We start from the raw sequence: 15,367 nt of genomic DNA, 5'->3' as shown, positions 1-15,367 counted from the left end.
GGATCTCCTTGATGCGGTCGATCGATGCTAGGATCAACGTCACCGCGCCAGCCGTCACCGGCATGCCGTCGCGGAATTTGCTCATCAGCGTCTCGCCGGCATGCGCCAGCGCTTCCAGACGCGGCAGGCCGAGGAAGCCGCACGTGCCCTTGATGGTGTGGACCAGGCGGAAGATGTTATCCAGGATCTTGGCGTTGTTCGGCTCCTGCTCGAACTTCACCAACTGATTGTCGACGGTGTCCAGGCTCTCGCTGGTCTCCGTCAAAAACTCCCGCAACAGATCATCCATGAGCTACGCCTTGCTGAACCGGACTTCGCCGCCTGGGCCGCACCTGGAGTTCGGCGGAGGTCCGCGGCTGGATCGTTAGACAACCCCTTTCACGGTCCCGTTAATTTCAGCCTCCGTGCTAATACGGATATTGAAGAGAAGTTTGCGCTTCGAGACCTGCGATTGCGTCTTTCGGCAAAAGCGGCGCCGCATCTCACGCGACGGACGCGATAGGTAAACGCGCCGATAACAACACTGCGACGTGTGCGAAAAATCCTGCCGGCGAAGGACGATATGCACGGGCCGCGCGAATTGAATCAAATCACGCGCAAGCAGAATCGCTCCCACGGCCGCCCGCTGCGCGACTGCTCAATCCGCAACAGATGCGCTTGCGGTAAACGGACGCTTATTTCGCGGCCACCGCGATTGCTACTGCGCTAACCCAATTGCGAAGACAGCACGATGCCCCGCGAGGCAATCGTCACCCGGAAATGATTCCGCTGCAGATAGATCACGATGGCCATGCGCACCATCGGATCCTCGTCGGCAACGAGAATATGGTGCAGATCTGCTGTCCCCGTTTGAGCTTCCCGTTTCGGCGATTCAAAAATCGAGCCGTGGGCCACGCCGTTCCCCTCTGGCTGGGGTCGAGATATTTGATGGCCGCAAGCGTCACCGGTCCTGTCGGGAAATCAGGGGCAGGTGCTGCAGCGGCGTCGCGAAGCCGCGCAGACCAGTCCCGGATGGATGGAGATGCGCGCTTGAGAGGGCGCCGCAGGTGCCGGCCGGCGTCCGATTGAGCGCGGATGCGATGCTTCCCGGCTCATGACAGCCCCCTTGCCGCTTTTTCCTGCCGCTCGATGCGAGACGGCCCCCTGGCTCACGAGCGATTCTCGTTTCCGCCGCAAATGCCGCAGCTTGTCTGCCCTCCAACGGGTATATGGACGGCCCCACAACCTTTACAATATATTCCGGTCGCCGTGCAACTGGATGACGTACAGGGCGCGGCGCCCGATCGTCCTAATGAACGCGCTGGATTGACCTGCATGACCGCAAGCGGCCACCCGTCCAACCAGTTGCTGCAAATGCTCGGCGCGGCGGATTTCGATCTGCTGCGCCCCCATCTCGCGACAGTCGAAATGGTCAGGGAATCTGTCTTGGCCGAGGCCGGCGCCGCGCTGCGACATGTCTACTTCCCGCACTGCGGATCCGTTTCGACCACGGTGGGTCTCTCCGAGGGACAGATGATCGAGGTCGCGATGCTGGGCCGCGACAGCGCCGTCGGCAGCGGCGCGGCGCTTGCCGACGGTATCGCACCGACGGACGCCGCCGTGCTCTTCCCCGGGACTGCATCCGTGCTCGAAATCTCGGCCTTCCGGGCGGTGGCGGCCGCAAGCACGCAGTTTCGCAGCCTGATGATCCGCCACGAGCAGGTGCTGCTCGCGCATGCGCAGCAATCGGTGCTGTGCAATACGGTGCACCCGGTCGGAGCGCGGCTGGCGCGCTGGCTCCTGCGTGCCCGCGACCTGTCCGACAGCAGATTCCTTCCGCTGACACAGGAGACGCTGGCGCAGATGATGGGCGTACGGCGCAACGCGATTTCCCTCGTCGCAAATGCGCTCCAGCGCGCCGACATCATCCATTACACCCGCGGCCAGATCGAGATCGTCGACGAGCGCGCATTGGAAACGACGTCCTGCGCTTGCTATGCGGCGGTGAAGGGCTGCCACGCGCGCCTGCTGGGAGCCCCGCGGTGACGACAGCCGGCGCAACCGGCCTGCATGCCGGTGTGCACACAGTGCAGCAGGGGCGCCATCGCAACCGGACATCTTGTCCCAATTGCCAATATATCCCGACGGGAACATGATGAAATTTATCCGTGCAGCGAGCAGCCCGTCCGCTTCGAGTTCGGGGGCTGATTGAGACGGAGGCAGTCTTGGAAACGATGGCGCGCCCATCCAACGGTTTCCTGTCCGCACTGTCGGCGGAGGACTACGAATTGATCCGCCCGCATTTGCGCATGATCGATCTGCCGCATGAGGCGATCCTGGTGGAGACCGGCGAAACGCTCAAGCGCGCCTACTTTCCCCACCGCGGCGTCATCTCGCTGGTGGTGAAACTCGCCAAGGGCGAGCATGTGCAGGTCGCCATGATCGGCCGCGACAGCCTGCTCGGAGCCCTCTCGACCATGGGCGATGCCTGCGCGCTGAACACGGCGGTCGTGCTGGTCCCCGGTGCCGCCTCCGTGATGGACCTCGACCGGCTGCGCGACGCGGCCGACCAGAGCAACGCCTTGCGGACGCTGCTCATCCGTCACGGGCTGGCCGTCTACGCACAGATCCAGCAGACCGCGGGCTGCAACGCCGCCCATCCGGTGGAGTCGCGGCTGTCGCGTTGCCTGCTGCACACCCATGACCTGTCGGGCGACTACCGGCTGCTGCTGACCCAGGAGGCGATGGCGCAGATGATCGGGGCGCGCCGCAACAGCGTGTCGCTGGTCGCCAATACGTTGCAGCACGCCAATTTCATCCATTACAGCCGCGGACACATCCAGATCCTCAACCTGGACGGCCTGCGCCAGACGGCGTGCGAATGCTACGCCACGGTGAAGGCCCAGTACGACCGGCTTCTCGGTTCGCGCTGACCGGCGCCTTGGTAAACCGGCGGCTAACGCTGGCCTGCAAACACGGATCGTCCTGCTACCGGAACTGAAATTCGAATGCCGTAGACACCGAGCGTGCCTCGCGCCGTACAGGCCGCGCGGCAGACGAACCGCGACCAGGACAGGCCAAAGCCATGTTTGAAGTGACCGCCGCGCCGATGCCAAAGGCGCTCGATGCCGCGCCCGCGCGTGAGCCGGACGCCTACGAAGCGCTGGTGCGGGAGATCGGCGAGGACGGGGCCTGTGAAGTCCGTGACGTGTTCTGGAGCGAGACCTGTGCGCGCCTGCAACTGTTCCGCACGCTCTCGCTCGCGCGGCACCTCGCCAGGATCATCCGCGAAGCGCATTCGCTGAAGAGCGCGGCCGGAACGTTCGGCTATGTCAGGCTTGCGATGCTGGCGCTGCGGCTGGAGCAGACTGCGGAGACGCTTGGCGAGGCCGAATTCCACGGTCTCCTGGACCTGATGGATGCCGCCTACGCCGCGGCGCGCGCGCAGGAGCCGCAGGGTTAGAAAGGCGCGTGCAAAGCCCGCCGTACTTCTACGGTTAGCGATTTTCACAGATGGCTAATCATAGGTGGCGATAGTCGCGGGAAACCAGGAGGGTTTCCATGTTCACCTATGAGACTGCGGATCAGAAAGAGGTCCGTCGCTTCCGCATCGCACAGTTCAACGGCAGAACGGCGACCGTGAAGTCTGGCGAGGCGACGGTGACTGGTTTCGTTCGCTCGGTGCTGGAGCAGGAATCGAGCATGCCGCCGCGCTGGACCATCACGATCATTCCGAGCGCGCCGAAGGAAGAGCCCAAGTCGCTGCGGCCGCCGTCGCGGGTACGCCCTTTCGCCGAGGATTATCTCTGAGCCCATCGGGTCCCCAAGCCGTTCTCAGGCTTGATCGCCCGCCCGGCGGCGCAGGACAAACCTCAATCAATCAATCGAATGCAGCAGCGCCGCACGGACGAGGTCCGCGGTGTTGCGCGCGCCGAGCTTGCGCATCGCCTCGGCGCGATGGCACTCGAACGTGCGCGGGCTGATCTGCATCCGCAGCGCGCCCTGCTTGTTCGAGTAGCCCTCGCTGATCAGCCTCAGCACCTCGCGTTCGCGCTTGGTCAGCCGCTTCTGGCCCGACAGGCCCAGCAATTCGGTGCTCGGCACACGCTGCGCTTGCTGCGCGCGGGCGGCGTTCAATTCGGCGCCCTCGGTCCTGGACGGGATCGGCAAGGCATCCCTGTTAGGGCCGGCAAGCTGCTTGACCACGCCGCAAACCCGTTCGGTCTGCGCCAGCGCATTCTCCACCACGCGCTGCAAATAGGCCCGATCGGCCGTAACCGGCGCGAGCTGGTCGCTGTGGTGCTTGATCTCGCCCATGTAGAGCAGGAGCGCGGTCAGGGGGCCGTTGAGCTCGCGGGCGATGGCGGCGGCCATCTCGTCAGCTGCCTTGGCGCGGGCCGCGCTCAGGCGGGCGAAATCGCGCTCTTCGGTCGGAGCAGAGCTGCTTTCGAACCATTCCGACGGCCGCGAATCGGTGGCCGTATCGTTCTGTGACCCCATGTGATTCGTTTAGCGGAACCGAGGCCAGTCTGTGGTTAACTTTTTGCTCCGTAAGACTACGGTAAATTTGGCAGTTTTGTGCTGAAATACCGACGTAGGCACAATTTATGCTTGAGTACCCACGCAATCGACCACGCGCAGGTTGAGGTTTTCGCCTAAAACTTGAGCAGGCAACGAAATGCCTCCTTAACCAACGCTCCCCAGCGCGCGCCCGCGCCTCCCGGTTTTTACGGATAAATTAACAATGACTTGCTTCTCTTGGTCACGATTGAGAGCGCGCAAATGCCTCCACGCATGAGGCCGGTGGGCCTGCGGGAAACGCTGCGGAAGATTGCGTGCCATGAACGAGATCAATCAGCTGTCCGAGTTCTTGCAGAGGCTGACGCCGCTGTCGCGCAGCTGTCTGCTCAGCGAGCTCGAGCGGCTCGAACTGTGCGGCATCGACATGCCGGGCTCGTCCGACATCCAGGCGAAGTTGCGCGCCGAGTTCCGCAAGGACGGATCGAGCCAGGCACGCGCCACCAGTCCCTCACGCTATTTCTTCGCGCCGCTCGAACTGCTCCTGATCGACGGCGCACCCGAACATGCCAATGCGGGGCGGATTTCACGCAACACGCTCACGCCCATCTGGGAGTGGATCTGCCGCGACCTGCTGCCGACCATGGCGCGCGACTACATCAAGGCGATCAACGACCAGGTCACCGCCAACAACCCGAAGGAAGTGCTGAAAACCGCGTCGGTCTTCCAGACCAAGGTGCTCAAGGTCCTCGAGAACACCCTCGCATCGGCGGAGAGCACCGAGTTCGCACGCGCCAAGCTCACGCAATACACGGCCTCGCGCACAGCCTTCGACGACGTGAGGAAAATGCAGCAAGTGCTGCGCGCCGGCGACGCGCTGCCGAAGTTCAACGAAAAGCTGCCTGAGAAGATCGCGAAATTCGACGACGGCCAGGCGGCCCAGATCACCGCGCAACTCGATGCCTTCAGGAAGTCCCACCCGGACGCGCTGCCCTTTGCGCTGGCACTGGTGGCGAGGCGCCTGAAGACGACTTGGCAACTGGTGCGCCTTGCCACCAGGACCGCCGCGAGCAAGAGCGTGGCCGACGTCGCCGCCACGCCCTATGCCTGCGTCGTTCCCATGGTGCTCGACCGGCTCGACGACAAGCGGCTCGCCCTGCGGGTCGCGCTCAAGCTCAACCGCGTGCTGGTCGCGCGCGACCTGCTCGCCGACATCTACGACACCGAATATGCGCTCAAGGTCCGCATTGACGGCATCGAGGGTTGCGAATGGGGTCTCCGGCTCCAGCAATTGATGGATGCGATCGCGGCGCTGGTGTCCGCCGAGGTGAGCCGCTTCCCCTCCAATGTCGGCCACATTCTCGGCTCGCGCCGGCTGCGCAGCCACGACACGCTCGGCGGCAAGCTGTCCTATCTGGCCTGGAAGGGACGCGACGCCGTGCAGGACGGCGCGGCAGCGTTTCGCAAATTGATCGGGCAGACCTGATATTGCGGCGCGGCTACTCCGCCCGCGGCAGGCACAGGAAGCGATCGGTAAATCGCCCTGACAGAACGAATCTGAACCACCAATACATCAATCGCCGCGTCGTCATTGCTGTAATCCTCGACAGCCCACCACCGGCTGCGCACAGCAATAGCGCAGGTGCAGCAAGACGCATGTGATGTGCTTCACATTTGCGCTGCCGCTGCCGGGCGCGTTGTCGCAGAACTGTCACGCGTGAGCCATGGAACATGCGCGCATCGCGCGAAAATGAACTCTCCCATCGCTGCCGTCGCGCCGATCCTGCGATGCACCGCAAGCGCGACGGGAAGGAGGTTGCGATAAGATCGAATCGACCGACATCGACGATGGCGGCATTGCCCGCGAGTGCGCCGGCGCCACGCGAAGCACGAGCAATCCGTAGCCCGGCGTCGGATCGTGAGCTGGCACGTGATGATAGGCATCGGCCACGCTGCGCCTGCCGGCCTCGCGGCAAGGCCGTTGGCATGACCCAGCACGGCAAGACCACAGTCAATTGAGGCGTCCATTATTCAATTGGGCGAGGCGCGCGCGGCTTCGTCCAATTGCAGGACACCATGCGTGCATGTCGCCACACCGCACGTCGCGAAAATCTCCGGTGATTGCCGCACTCCCGCGCGCGACGCGCGGGCAGACGTAAAAACTTCTGGAAGAAGATCCGGACAATTTTAGATATGATGCGTGCTTTAACGTTACCCAGATAATTCAACAATCGACTGAAGCTCTCCATATTTGAAACTGCTCCCATCGCTAACACCTGTCGCGGAACGGGAGTGGTTTGCGATGAACGATGAACTTGTTGAACTCGCCGGACGGAGGCCCAAAACCTTCGGACGGCGAAAGGTAACGCCGCGCGCATGCGTCGCCGACGGCAAGCGCCATCTGCGCGCATTCCTCGCCGAGGTGCTGGAGGATCTTGGCTTCGTCACCAGCGAATGCGCCAGCGCGGACGAGCTGCAGACCGTGCTGACCCGCGAGTTGCCGGATCTGATCCTGCTTGGCATCGCCGCCGACGGCATCGAGCCCGGCACGTTTCTGGAGACGCTGGTACGCGAGGCCTTCGACGGCAAGGTTCTCGCCGTCGGCGCCCGCGAGTCCATCATCGTCAGGGCCGTGCAGCAGGTCGGCGAGGAGTATGGCCTCGCGATGCTGCCGCCACTGACCACGCCCTTTGCCGCCGAGACGCTGCGCGAGCGCGTCGCGATGCTGCTGCCGGACGAGCCGGCGCCGAGCCCGGCCGTGCATGTCGGCGAGGCCCTGCATGCCGGCTGGCTCGAGCTCTGGTACCAGCCCAAGATCGACGCGCGCACCTTGGTCCGCTGCGGCGCCGAGGCGCTGGTGCGGATGCGGCATCCGACCTGGGGCGTGGTGCCGCCCGCCTACTTCATCCCCGAAGAGCATGATCCGCATTTCCGCGACCTCTCGGAGTTCGTGATCGAGCGCGCCTTGCAGGACTGGCACTATCTCCTGGAGCAGCAGAGCCCGGTCGATCTCTCGATCAACCTGCCCACGTCATATCTGAAGGAGCCGCAGGCGGTGCGCGATCTCTGCCGCCGCATGCCGACGCATCCGGCCTTCGGCGGGCTGACGATCGAGATCGACAGCGAGGAGGCGATCCGCGATCTCGAATTCCTCGTCGAGGTCGCCCGCGAGGTGCGCCTGCACAATATCGGCCTGTCGATCGACAATCTCGGCGCCAACTGGCCGTCACTGATGGATCTGGACAAGATTCCCTTCATCAAGCTGAAGGCCGACCGGCACTTCGTCACCGGCAGCGGCAGCGACCGGCTGAAGCGCACGGTGTGCCGTCACATCGTCGAGCTCGCCCACGGCTACGGCGCGCGCACCGTGGCCGAAGGCGTCGAGAGCCGCGCCGACCTCGTCGCCGCCAACGAGCTCGGCTTCGACCTCGTGCAGGGTTTCCTGTTCGGCAAGCCGATGCCGCTGAAGAAGTTTGCAAGGAGCGCGCTGACGCGGACGGTGATGGGGCAGGCGTGAGGCGCAGGCCTCACGCCAACCGCCGCGCGAAGAAGAAGACGCACACGACCACGAGCGCGGTCGCTGCGATCACCCCCATGAAAGATAGCTCTCCTAGCGGCAGACCCAGGCGCCATTGACCAGCACGCGGGCGCACGTCGGTGCCGCGACAGCGGCGCCTACGGTCGCAGCACCCACGGCCGCTCCACCGACTACTGCGCGGCGCGTCGTTCGCCGCGCGACGCCAGCGACACTCGCCGGGGTCGCTGGTCGCCCTACGCGAGCCTGTGCGCTCTGAACCGAGAATGAAAGACCATCCTCCTCCAACCACTGCACCGAGCCCATGGCTGCGCAGGCAATAACGGCGCCAGCTAACCAGAATTTGGTTCCGTGTCGCATGACGTGCTCCTTCCCTTGCTCAAAGTTTCTGCGGATTTCTGTCAGTCGCGTGAGGATGCCGATCACCGTCCCATCAGCGAAACGGTCAGACCAGCCAGGCGGATGCTGTCACTGTGATCGCGAAACAGGGCACGCGATGCACCGAGGAGATAACTCTCCCATCCAGAGCGACACTGCGTGCGAGAACAGACGTTGATCTAGATCAACGTTGACAGTCGCATAGCTCCCGCGCCAGGTGATGGTCGCGCCAATGACCCGATGGAAGCGCGTTCGATCAAGGTCATCAACTTCAGACCCTGGTCGGGACCTGCGATCACCGCCTCAGGCATATCGCCGCGCGAAGAAGACGCAGACGACCACGAGCGCGGTCGCGGCGATCATGCTCCATGCGATCGGCTCGTGCAGCAGGAAGCCGGCGAGCGCGAGGCCGAAGAACGGCTGGAGCTGCTGCAACTGACCGATCCGGGCAATGCCGCCGACCGCAAGTCCGCGGTACCAGAAGATGAAGCCGACGAACATGCTGAAGACGGAGACGTAGGCGAGCCCGATCCAGGCGGGCACGCCAACGCCGCTCCACGTCGGCGGCCATGTCAGGATCGCGACCGGGATCATGAGCGGCAGCGCCAGCAGCAGCGCCCAGGAGATCACCTGCCAGCCGCCGAGGCGACGCGACAGCGCGGCGCCTTCGGCATAACCGAGCCCGCACAGGATGATGGCCGCGACCATCAGGAGATCGCCGGTGAGCGAGGCCGAGCCGTCGTTCGACAGGGCAAAGCCCGCGACCGTGGCGCTGCCCAGGACAGAGAACGGCCAGAACAGCGGCTGCGGCCGCTCGCCGCCGCGCAGCACCGCGAAGATCGCCGTCGACAGCGGCAAGAGCCCGATGAAGACGATCGAATGCGCGGAGGTGATGTGCTGGAGCGCGAGCGCCGTCAGCAGGGGGAAGCCGACCACGACGCCGATGGAGACGATGGTGAGCGAGACGAGATCCTTCCGCCGCGGCCACGTCTGGCGGAGCAGGAAGAGCACGGCCACGCCGATCAGGGCCGCAATGACCGCGCGCGCCGACGTCAGGAACAGCGCGGAGAAGCCGCCGACCGCCACGCGGGTCGCCGGCAACGAGCCGCTGAAAATGATGACGCCGAGAATCCCGTTACCCCAGCCGCTGCCTGCAGATTGCATGTCCGTCTCGCTTCTTGGGTCACGATCATCGGCCGTCGCCGGTGGCGAGACCAGCGACAATCCAGTACAATCCGGCAAAACTGTATGGATATGGAAGGTCATACACCTTGGACGGCGAAGCACAAGCGAAGGGACGGGGCGGGACGCGGACCACCGACGTGATGGGCGCGATCCGCGCCAAGGTCGCGGCCCGCGCACTCAGCGCCGGCGACCGCCTGCCGTCGATCCGCAGCCTTGCCGCGACAATGGGTGTTTCGCCCTCCACCGTCGTCGAAGCCTATGATCGGCTGGCCGCCGACGGCCTGATCCGCGCCCGCCGCGGCTCGGGCTTCTATGTCTCACCGGCTGTCACCCCGCCGCTGGCGCTGACCGAAGTCGAGCCCCGCCGCGACCGGGAAGTTGATCCCTTCTGGGTCTCCCGACAGTCGCTCGACACGGACGATGCCGTGCCAAAACCCGGCTGCGGCTGGCTGCCGCCGGAGTGGATGCCGGAGGCGGCGTTGCGCCGCGCCACCCGCGCGCTTGCCCGCACCGACGCGAGCGTGCTGACCAATTACGGCAGCACGAGCGGCTCCCCTGCCCTGCGCCGGCTACTGCTCACGCGCCTCGCCGAAGACGCAATCGAGGCCTCGATCAGCCAGTTGATGTTGACCGGTTCGGGCACACAGGCAACCGACCTGATCTGTCGCTTCCTGCTTCGTCCCGGCGACACAGTGCTGGTCGACGACCCCTGCTACTTCAATTTTCGCGCGCTGCTGCGGGCGCATCAGGCGAAGATCGTCAGCGTGACCTTTACGCCGTCGGGCCCCGATGTCGCGCGCTTCGAGCAGATCCTCGCGACTGAGCAGCCGCGGCTCTACATCACCAATTCAGCGCTGCATAATCCGACCGGCGCGACGATCTCGCTCCAGACCGCGCACCGGCTTCTGACTGCGGCCGCGACGCACGACCTCACCATCATCGAGGACGACATCTTCGGCGACTTCGAATCGGAGCGCTCGCCGCGTCTTGCCGCGCTCGACGGATTGAACCGCGTGATCCGCATCGGCAGCTTCTCCAAGACGCTGTCGGCCTCGGTGCGCTGCGGTTACATCGCAGGGCGAGCCGACTGGATCGAGCACCTCGTCGACCTCCAGGTCGCGACCAGTTTTGGCGGCCCGAGCCCGGTGGCGACCGAGATCATCGCAAACGTCCTGGCCGGCGGCAGCTATCGCAAGCACATGGACGAGTTCAGGCAGAAGCTCACGCGGACGCGCCGCGACGTCGCGCAAAAACTTCAGGCGCTGGGCATCGAGCCCTGGCTGATGCCGCGCGGCGGCTTCTTCCTCTGGTGCCGCCTCGCGGGCGGGCAGGATGCCACCGCCGTCGCGCGCACCGCGCTCGAGGAGGATGTGGTGCTCGCACCGGGCAACGTCTTCAGCGTATCGCAGACGGCATCGGACTTCCTGCGCTTCAACGTGGCGCACATGAACGATCCGCGGATGTGGGACGTGCTGCGGCGGGCGCTGAAGGCCAAATGATCAGCGCCTAGTACAACGGCTCCTCATAGACAGGCTCGCCGTCGAGCAGCAGGCGCTTGATGGCGGCGCGGCCTGAGGGGAGCACGGCGGCGACGACCCGGAGTTTCTGCTGGTTGCGGGCTTGCTCGAGCTTTTTGCCCTCGCCTTCGGGCACGAAATAGCTTTCGAGACCGTATTTGATCGCCAGTTTCTCGCAGAAGACGCGCGGGCCCGCGCCGCAGGATCCGCCGTAATAGGAGACGCGGCCACGGATCAGCACTTCGGGAGCCGTGACCGTGACGGGCTCGCTATGCACCGAGACGGCCTCGTAGAGCCCATTGGCATTCGGCGCGAGCTTGACGAACACGACGGGCTTGCGCTCGGCCGCCGGCTGGCCGGCGAGCGCGCCTGCCGGCAGTTGCGAGATATCGTAGCGGAGCACGACATAGTCGCCACGCAGGAGATCGCGCGGATCGACCGGCTGCGTCTGCAAGGTCACCTCACGGCCTTCGCGCAGGATCTGCATGCGATCGGCGACCATCAGCACCAGCAGCGCGCATTGAAGCAGGACGGCGACACCGAACAGCACGGCTTTCGGGATGCGCTGCCAGAGTTTTGTCACGGACGCGGTCAACTCCATCATCGCTGAGCCCTCGGCAGCGCACGATTGAGCGCGGTGGCAAATACGACGGCAATGACACCGGCCGCGGCAAGGAAGGCCGAGCGGCGCAGCAGCGAGCCCTTCACCGCCCAGGTGATGCCCGCGATGACGCCGGCGATCCCAAGCCAGCCGGCAACGATCCGCGGACGCACATCATCGAGCACACCGGAGACGACAAGGCACAGCATGGCGCAGAGCAACGCGGCATAGGCGAACCAGGGCTCGCCGGCCGTGGATGCCGGCCAGATCGGCGCCGCGAGCAGGACCAGCCCGATCGAACATGCCGCAAGGATTTCACCCGCACGCCTGGTGATCCCGGCGGACGCAAGCGCGAGGATCACGCCCGCGGCCCCGCACAGCATCGCCCACAGCGGCTGGGCCGGGACCGTGCTGTTCCGGAAGCGGATGATGTCGTCGACCGTTGTCACCTCCAGGCAAGCGACGGCGGCCAGCGAAAACGCTCCGTAGGCCGATAAAACGGTCCCGAGGCGCAGCGCCCTCGGCGACGGCACAGCGGCGATCGCGAGCCCAGCGCCGAACAGCAGGGCAGCGCCGTTCGCGAGCACGAACGACGGCTGGGCACCGTCGAGCTCGAAGCGGAGCGACGTCGCGATCCACCACGGAAGCAGCGCGACCGCGACGAGATGGGCCGCCACGCGGGAATTCCATGCAAGCGCGAGCGCGGCAGCGATCAACCAGACCGCCACGAACGGAAGATGCAGGACATCAGGCGCATCATAGTTGCGCATGCAGGTCCAGATGCAGGCCGCGACGAGGGCGACCGCAAGCGCGCCGCGCGATCCGGTCAGCAGTGCGGCGCCAAATGCTCCGATCGACCACAGCAGCATGCCGCCGGCGAAGTCCTCGCCGAGATGATACATCTGGCCGACCAGCGCGATGCCCGCGCCGAAGATGATCGCCCCGATGCTCGCGCAGAGATCGGCGAGAACCGTGCGGCCCGTCGCGGCGAACCACGCCCCGAGGCCGCCGGCGACGACCATGCCGGCGATCAGGATCGCGAACCGCAGCAGCCGCGCGATCTCCGTCCAGTGCGCCGCGACGAAGGCGAGGAAGGCGGCAGCGATCAAGAGGCCGCCGACAATGGCAACGACGACGGCGATGTTGATGCCGGGCGAGAGCGGCGGCAGCGCGCTGCGGATGGAAGTGGCGGCCGCCGGCGCGATCACGCCGTCGGCTTCCCATTGCGCAAGATCAGCCTCGAGGCGTTGCCGGTAGGTTTTGTCGAACATCGTCGTGAAACACCTCGCTCCCTGCCGGCTGGCGGGATGCTGTTGGTCGGGCCGCGACGGTAGCAGGTTCAACCCGTCACCGCTCTGGTTGCGGGGGCACCGGGCGCGCGCCCCCGCGAGCGGCAAGATAACGCCCTATGTTCGCTCCGTGGGAATAGGCGCGATCGTTGAGGGGACGTCTGCCCGCCAAGCACATGACGTGCATGTTCCCAATCCTGGAAACCGAGCTCCGTGCAAACTATATTGAGGGCGTGGGTCAACTTCCATTTCGCGGGCCACGCCCAGCGTCGCCGCCCCGATATCCAGCGTGCGTAGAATATGACATCCGGCGATTCATTGGTCAGATCATTCAAGCGTAACCGCGCGCGAATTTTGATTTCACGCAACAATTCATCGCACGTGCTTGGGAATTCGAGCATCGCCGCGCCCGACGACAATACGGTGTTCATGACAACCCCAATGAGGCGTCCGACACTCCCGCTATTGCCGAACAAAGGGCTCGTCATCGTTAGCCTTCCCGGATGCAGATCGAGGGGTCGTATCGCCGGAAGAAAACGGACAACCTCTCGAAGGGTGAGAGCCTCTTGTGCGGGAAGGCGCCCCTTCGGCACCTGCGCGAGGTTATGAGGTCGTCTTCAAAAGGACGCAAGCTGGTCGGGACGGCGGGCCGTGACGACTTTGAACCTTCCGTCCCCACGTATCGGCGGACTAACGCAAAGGGATTCGCATGCCTCCAACTCACGCACTGACGTCCATCCTTCCCTGCAACGACCTCGACGCCTCGGAGAAATTCTACGCCCGACTCGGTTTTACGCGCGCGGACGGCGACAAGCCGGCGGACGGTGAGGACAGCTATCGCATCCTCTCCGATGGAAAGGGTGGCAATCTTCATCTCACCGATGCCGTCGAAGGCTGGCTGATCAGAGGCCGCAACCCGTTCGGCCTCTATCTCTACACCGAGGCCGTCGACGAACTCGCGCGAGAGTTTTCGGGCGAGTTGGCCAACGGACGGGGGCCGGAGGACACGCCGTGGGGAATGTACGAGTTTGCGCTGTCGGACCCGGACGAGACCCTGGTCAGGATCGGCTGGCCGTCACGGCTCCGTCAGAAAAAGCAAGCTTGAGCGGCGGAGAGGAAGGGCTAGGACGTCGACTCATTAGCGCCGAGCCGTAGCCTGATTGAAGCGAGTTGGACGAAGGCGAGATAGTTGGCGGCGAGCCTGTGATAACGCGTCGCCACCCGACGGCATTGCTTGATCCTGTTGAAGAAGCGCTCAACTCGATTGCGGGCGCGATATAGGCAGGGACTAAACGGATGATTCCTCTTCTGCGGCCGGATTTATTCCGACTTCGTCGTTGCCCTCTTTATCGTGTTGTCGCGAAGCGATCGGTGGCGCGCACCAGTTGATCGAGGATACCTGGCTCCGACCAAGCATGACCTGCACCCTCGACCAGATGGAATGTGGCATCAGGCCACGCCCTATGCAGCGCGTAAGCATATCGGGCTGGACAGGGCATGTCGTAGCGGCCGTGAACAATGGCTCCCGGGATGCCGCGGAGGCGGTGGGCGTTGCGCAGAAGTTGCCGATCCTCCAGCCAGCAATCGTGAACGAAATAGTGGTTCTCCAATCGCGCAAACGCGAGCGCAAATTGGTCGTCGCCAAACGATGTCGAGAATGCTGGATTAGGCAGCAGCGTGATCGTTTCGCCCTCCCAAATAGCCCAAGCCTTGGCTGCCTCGAGCTGGGTGGCTCGATCGTCGCCCGTCAGCCGGCTGCGATACGCCGCAATCATGTCGCCTCGCTCGCTCAGGGGTATCGGTGCCTGGAACTTTTCCCACTTCTCCGGAAAGATCTCTGAGACGCCGAACTGATAGTACCATTGCAGCTCCGCCTTGGTGACGGTGTAGACGCCACGGAGAACTAGCTCGCTGACGCGGTCGGGATGCGTTTCCGCATAAGCTAACGCGAGAGTCGATCCCCACGAGCCACCGAACACGAGCCATTTGTCGACGCCTGCAAGTTCGCGCAAGCGCTCGATGTCCGATACCAAATGCCAAGTCGTATTCGCTTCGAGCCCCGCATAGGGAGTTGATTGCCCACATCCTCGCTGATCGAAGAGCATGACATCATATCGATTGGGATCAAACAGACGCCGATGTTCAGGGGACAATCCTCCGCCCGGTCCGCCGTGCAGGAAGACCGCCGGCTTCGCGCCCGGCGTCCCCACCCGTTCGTAATAAACCCGGTGACCTTCTCCAACGTCGAGGGTGCCAGCGCTATAGGGCTCGATGGGTGGGTACATGGACCTCAACTGACTCATACGGCCTCCGTTTGGCACCACGAGGTTCGATTAGCACGCCGCGATCATGGTGGTTTCGGTTA

Annotated in this window: 15 protein-coding genes and 1 pseudogene; 8 read left to right on the top strand and 8 right to left on the bottom strand. The window is 64.4% G+C overall.

Annotated features, from left to right (window positions below):
• Both OWC48_RS35920 and OWC48_RS35915 read right to left on the bottom strand, forming a co-directional pair.
• A partial coding sequence (locus tag OWC48_RS35920; protein ID WP_282523362.1) for an Hpt domain-containing protein occupies positions 1-289 on the bottom strand: 289 nt, incomplete at its 3' end.
• A gap of 416 nt (positions 290-705) precedes the next feature.
• Positions 706-894 carry a hypothetical protein gene (locus tag OWC48_RS35915; RefSeq protein ID WP_282524224.1) on the bottom strand — a complete coding sequence of 63 codons (189 nt, stop codon included), beginning with the start codon at positions 892-894 and terminating at the stop codon, positions 706-708.
• Positions 895-1,314: 420 nt separating this feature from the next.
• Between OWC48_RS35915 and OWC48_RS35910 the strand changes: the two genes are divergently transcribed.
• The 4 genes from OWC48_RS35910 (at position 1,315) to OWC48_RS35895 (ending at position 3,789) form a co-directional block, all read left to right on the top strand.
• On the top strand, positions 1,315-2,025 hold the full coding sequence (locus OWC48_RS35910) for a Crp/Fnr family transcriptional regulator (protein WP_282524231.1): 711 nt from the start codon (positions 1,315-1,317) through the stop codon (positions 2,023-2,025).
• A 188-nt stretch (positions 2,026-2,213) separates the two neighbouring features.
• Positions 2,214-2,912: a Crp/Fnr family transcriptional regulator gene (locus OWC48_RS35905; RefSeq protein WP_282524223.1), complete on the top strand. Its 699-nt coding sequence runs from the start codon at positions 2,214-2,216 to the stop codon at positions 2,910-2,912.
• Positions 2,913-3,064: 152 nt separating this feature from the next.
• Entirely contained in the window at positions 3,065-3,442 is a 378-nt protein-coding gene (locus tag OWC48_RS35900; RefSeq protein WP_282524222.1) for an Hpt domain-containing protein, read from the top strand.
• A gap of 98 nt (positions 3,443-3,540) precedes the next feature.
• Entirely contained in the window at positions 3,541-3,789 is a 249-nt protein-coding gene (locus OWC48_RS35895; protein ID WP_014490555.1) for a hypothetical protein, read from the top strand.
• 66 nt (positions 3,790-3,855) lie between these two features.
• Here OWC48_RS35895 and OWC48_RS35890 read toward each other — a convergent pair whose 3' ends face one another.
• Entirely contained in the window at positions 3,856-4,479 is a 624-nt protein-coding gene (locus OWC48_RS35890; RefSeq protein WP_282524221.1) for a LuxR family transcriptional regulator, read from the bottom strand.
• A 340-nt stretch (positions 4,480-4,819) separates the two neighbouring features.
• Here OWC48_RS35890 and OWC48_RS35885 point away from each other — a divergent pair, with 340 nt between their 5' ends.
• Together OWC48_RS35885 and OWC48_RS35880 are read left to right on the top strand one after the other, a co-directional pair.
• The gene (locus tag OWC48_RS35885) at positions 4,820-5,983 is read left to right on the top strand and encodes a hypothetical protein (protein ID WP_282524220.1); all 1,164 of its coding nucleotides are present in this window, start codon (positions 4,820-4,822) and stop codon (positions 5,981-5,983) included.
• 816 nt (positions 5,984-6,799) lie between these two features.
• Positions 6,800-8,014 carry an EAL domain-containing protein gene (locus OWC48_RS35880; RefSeq protein WP_282524219.1) on the top strand — a complete coding sequence of 405 codons (1,215 nt, stop codon included), beginning with the start codon at positions 6,800-6,802 and terminating at the stop codon, positions 8,012-8,014.
• Positions 8,015-8,713: 699 nt separating this feature from the next.
• Here OWC48_RS35880 and OWC48_RS35870 read toward each other — a convergent pair.
• The gene (locus tag OWC48_RS35870; RefSeq protein ID WP_282524217.1) at positions 8,714-9,574 is read right to left on the bottom strand and encodes a DMT family transporter; all 861 of its coding nucleotides are present in this window, start codon (positions 9,572-9,574) and stop codon (positions 8,714-8,716) included.
• A 107-nt stretch (positions 9,575-9,681) separates the two neighbouring features.
• On the opposite strand from OWC48_RS35870, the gene OWC48_RS35865 reads away from it, so the two are divergent.
• A complete protein-coding gene (locus OWC48_RS35865; RefSeq protein WP_282524216.1) occupies positions 9,682-11,094 on the top strand; it encodes a PLP-dependent aminotransferase family protein in 1,413 nt (470 codons plus the stop codon).
• 7 nt (positions 11,095-11,101) lie between these two features.
• Here OWC48_RS35865 and OWC48_RS35860 read toward each other — a convergent pair whose 3' ends face one another.
• Both OWC48_RS35860 and OWC48_RS35855 read right to left on the bottom strand, forming a co-directional pair.
• The gene (locus tag OWC48_RS35860) at positions 11,102-11,716 is read right to left on the bottom strand and encodes a GDYXXLXY domain-containing protein (RefSeq protein WP_282524215.1); all 615 of its coding nucleotides are present in this window, start codon (positions 11,714-11,716) and stop codon (positions 11,102-11,104) included.
• A complete protein-coding gene (locus OWC48_RS35855) occupies positions 11,713-12,984 on the bottom strand; it encodes a DUF2157 domain-containing protein (RefSeq protein ID WP_282524214.1) in 1,272 nt (423 codons plus the stop codon). The genes OWC48_RS35860 and OWC48_RS35855 overlap by 4 nt, the downstream gene beginning before the upstream one ends.
• Positions 12,985-13,711: 727 nt before the next feature.
• Here OWC48_RS35855 and OWC48_RS35850 point away from each other — a divergent pair.
• Positions 13,712-14,107 (top strand): VOC family protein, encoded by a 396-nt coding sequence (locus OWC48_RS35850; RefSeq protein WP_282524213.1) that lies wholly within the window; start codon positions 13,712-13,714, stop codon positions 14,105-14,107.
• Between the two features lie 17 nt (positions 14,108-14,124).
• On the opposite strand, the pseudogene OWC48_RS35845 reads toward OWC48_RS35850, so the two are convergent.
• Positions 14,125-14,295 (bottom strand): annotated as a pseudogene (locus tag OWC48_RS35845) (transposase); the annotation flags it as partial.
• Positions 14,296-14,348: 53 nt separating this feature from the next.
• Entirely contained in the window at positions 14,349-15,305 is a 957-nt protein-coding gene (gene pip / locus OWC48_RS35840) for a prolyl aminopeptidase (RefSeq protein WP_282524212.1), read from the bottom strand.
• Positions 15,306-15,367: the final 62 nt, after the last annotated feature.

This window comes from Bradyrhizobium sp. Arg816, from assembly GCF_029989365.1.
Classification (GTDB): domain Bacteria; phylum Pseudomonadota; class Alphaproteobacteria; order Rhizobiales; family Xanthobacteraceae; genus Bradyrhizobium.
This window is presented reverse-complemented; position numbering and strand designations above follow the sequence as displayed.

Coding starts and splice junctions, on each gene's coding strand:
- OWC48_RS35900 (WP_282524222.1), top strand. CDS start 3,065: ATGTTTGAAGTGACCGCCGCGCCGATGCCAAAGGCGCTCGATGCCGCG.
- OWC48_RS35860 (WP_282524215.1), bottom strand. CDS start 11,716: ATGATGGAGTTGACCGCGTCCGTGACAAAACTCTGGCAGCGCATCCCG.
- pip (WP_282524212.1), bottom strand. CDS start 15,305: ATGAGTCAGTTGAGGTCCATGTACCCACCCATCGAGCCCTATAGCGCT.
- OWC48_RS35855 (WP_282524214.1), bottom strand. CDS start 12,984: ATGTTCGACAAAACCTACCGGCAACGCCTCGAGGCTGATCTTGCGCAA.
- OWC48_RS35885 (WP_282524220.1), top strand. CDS start 4,820: ATGAACGAGATCAATCAGCTGTCCGAGTTCTTGCAGAGGCTGACGCCG.
- OWC48_RS35880 (WP_282524219.1), top strand. CDS start 6,800: ATGAACGATGAACTTGTTGAACTCGCCGGACGGAGGCCCAAAACCTTC.
- OWC48_RS35890 (WP_282524221.1), bottom strand. CDS start 4,479: ATGGGGTCACAGAACGATACGGCCACCGATTCGCGGCCGTCGGAATGG.
- OWC48_RS35895 (WP_014490555.1), top strand. CDS start 3,541: ATGTTCACCTATGAGACTGCGGATCAGAAAGAGGTCCGTCGCTTCCGC.
- OWC48_RS35910 (WP_282524231.1), top strand. CDS start 1,315: ATGACCGCAAGCGGCCACCCGTCCAACCAGTTGCTGCAAATGCTCGGC.
- OWC48_RS35870 (WP_282524217.1), bottom strand. CDS start 9,574: ATGCAATCTGCAGGCAGCGGCTGGGGTAACGGGATTCTCGGCGTCATC.
- OWC48_RS35905 (WP_282524223.1), top strand. CDS start 2,214: ATGGCGCGCCCATCCAACGGTTTCCTGTCCGCACTGTCGGCGGAGGAC.
- OWC48_RS35850 (WP_282524213.1), top strand. CDS start 13,712: ATGCCTCCAACTCACGCACTGACGTCCATCCTTCCCTGCAACGACCTC.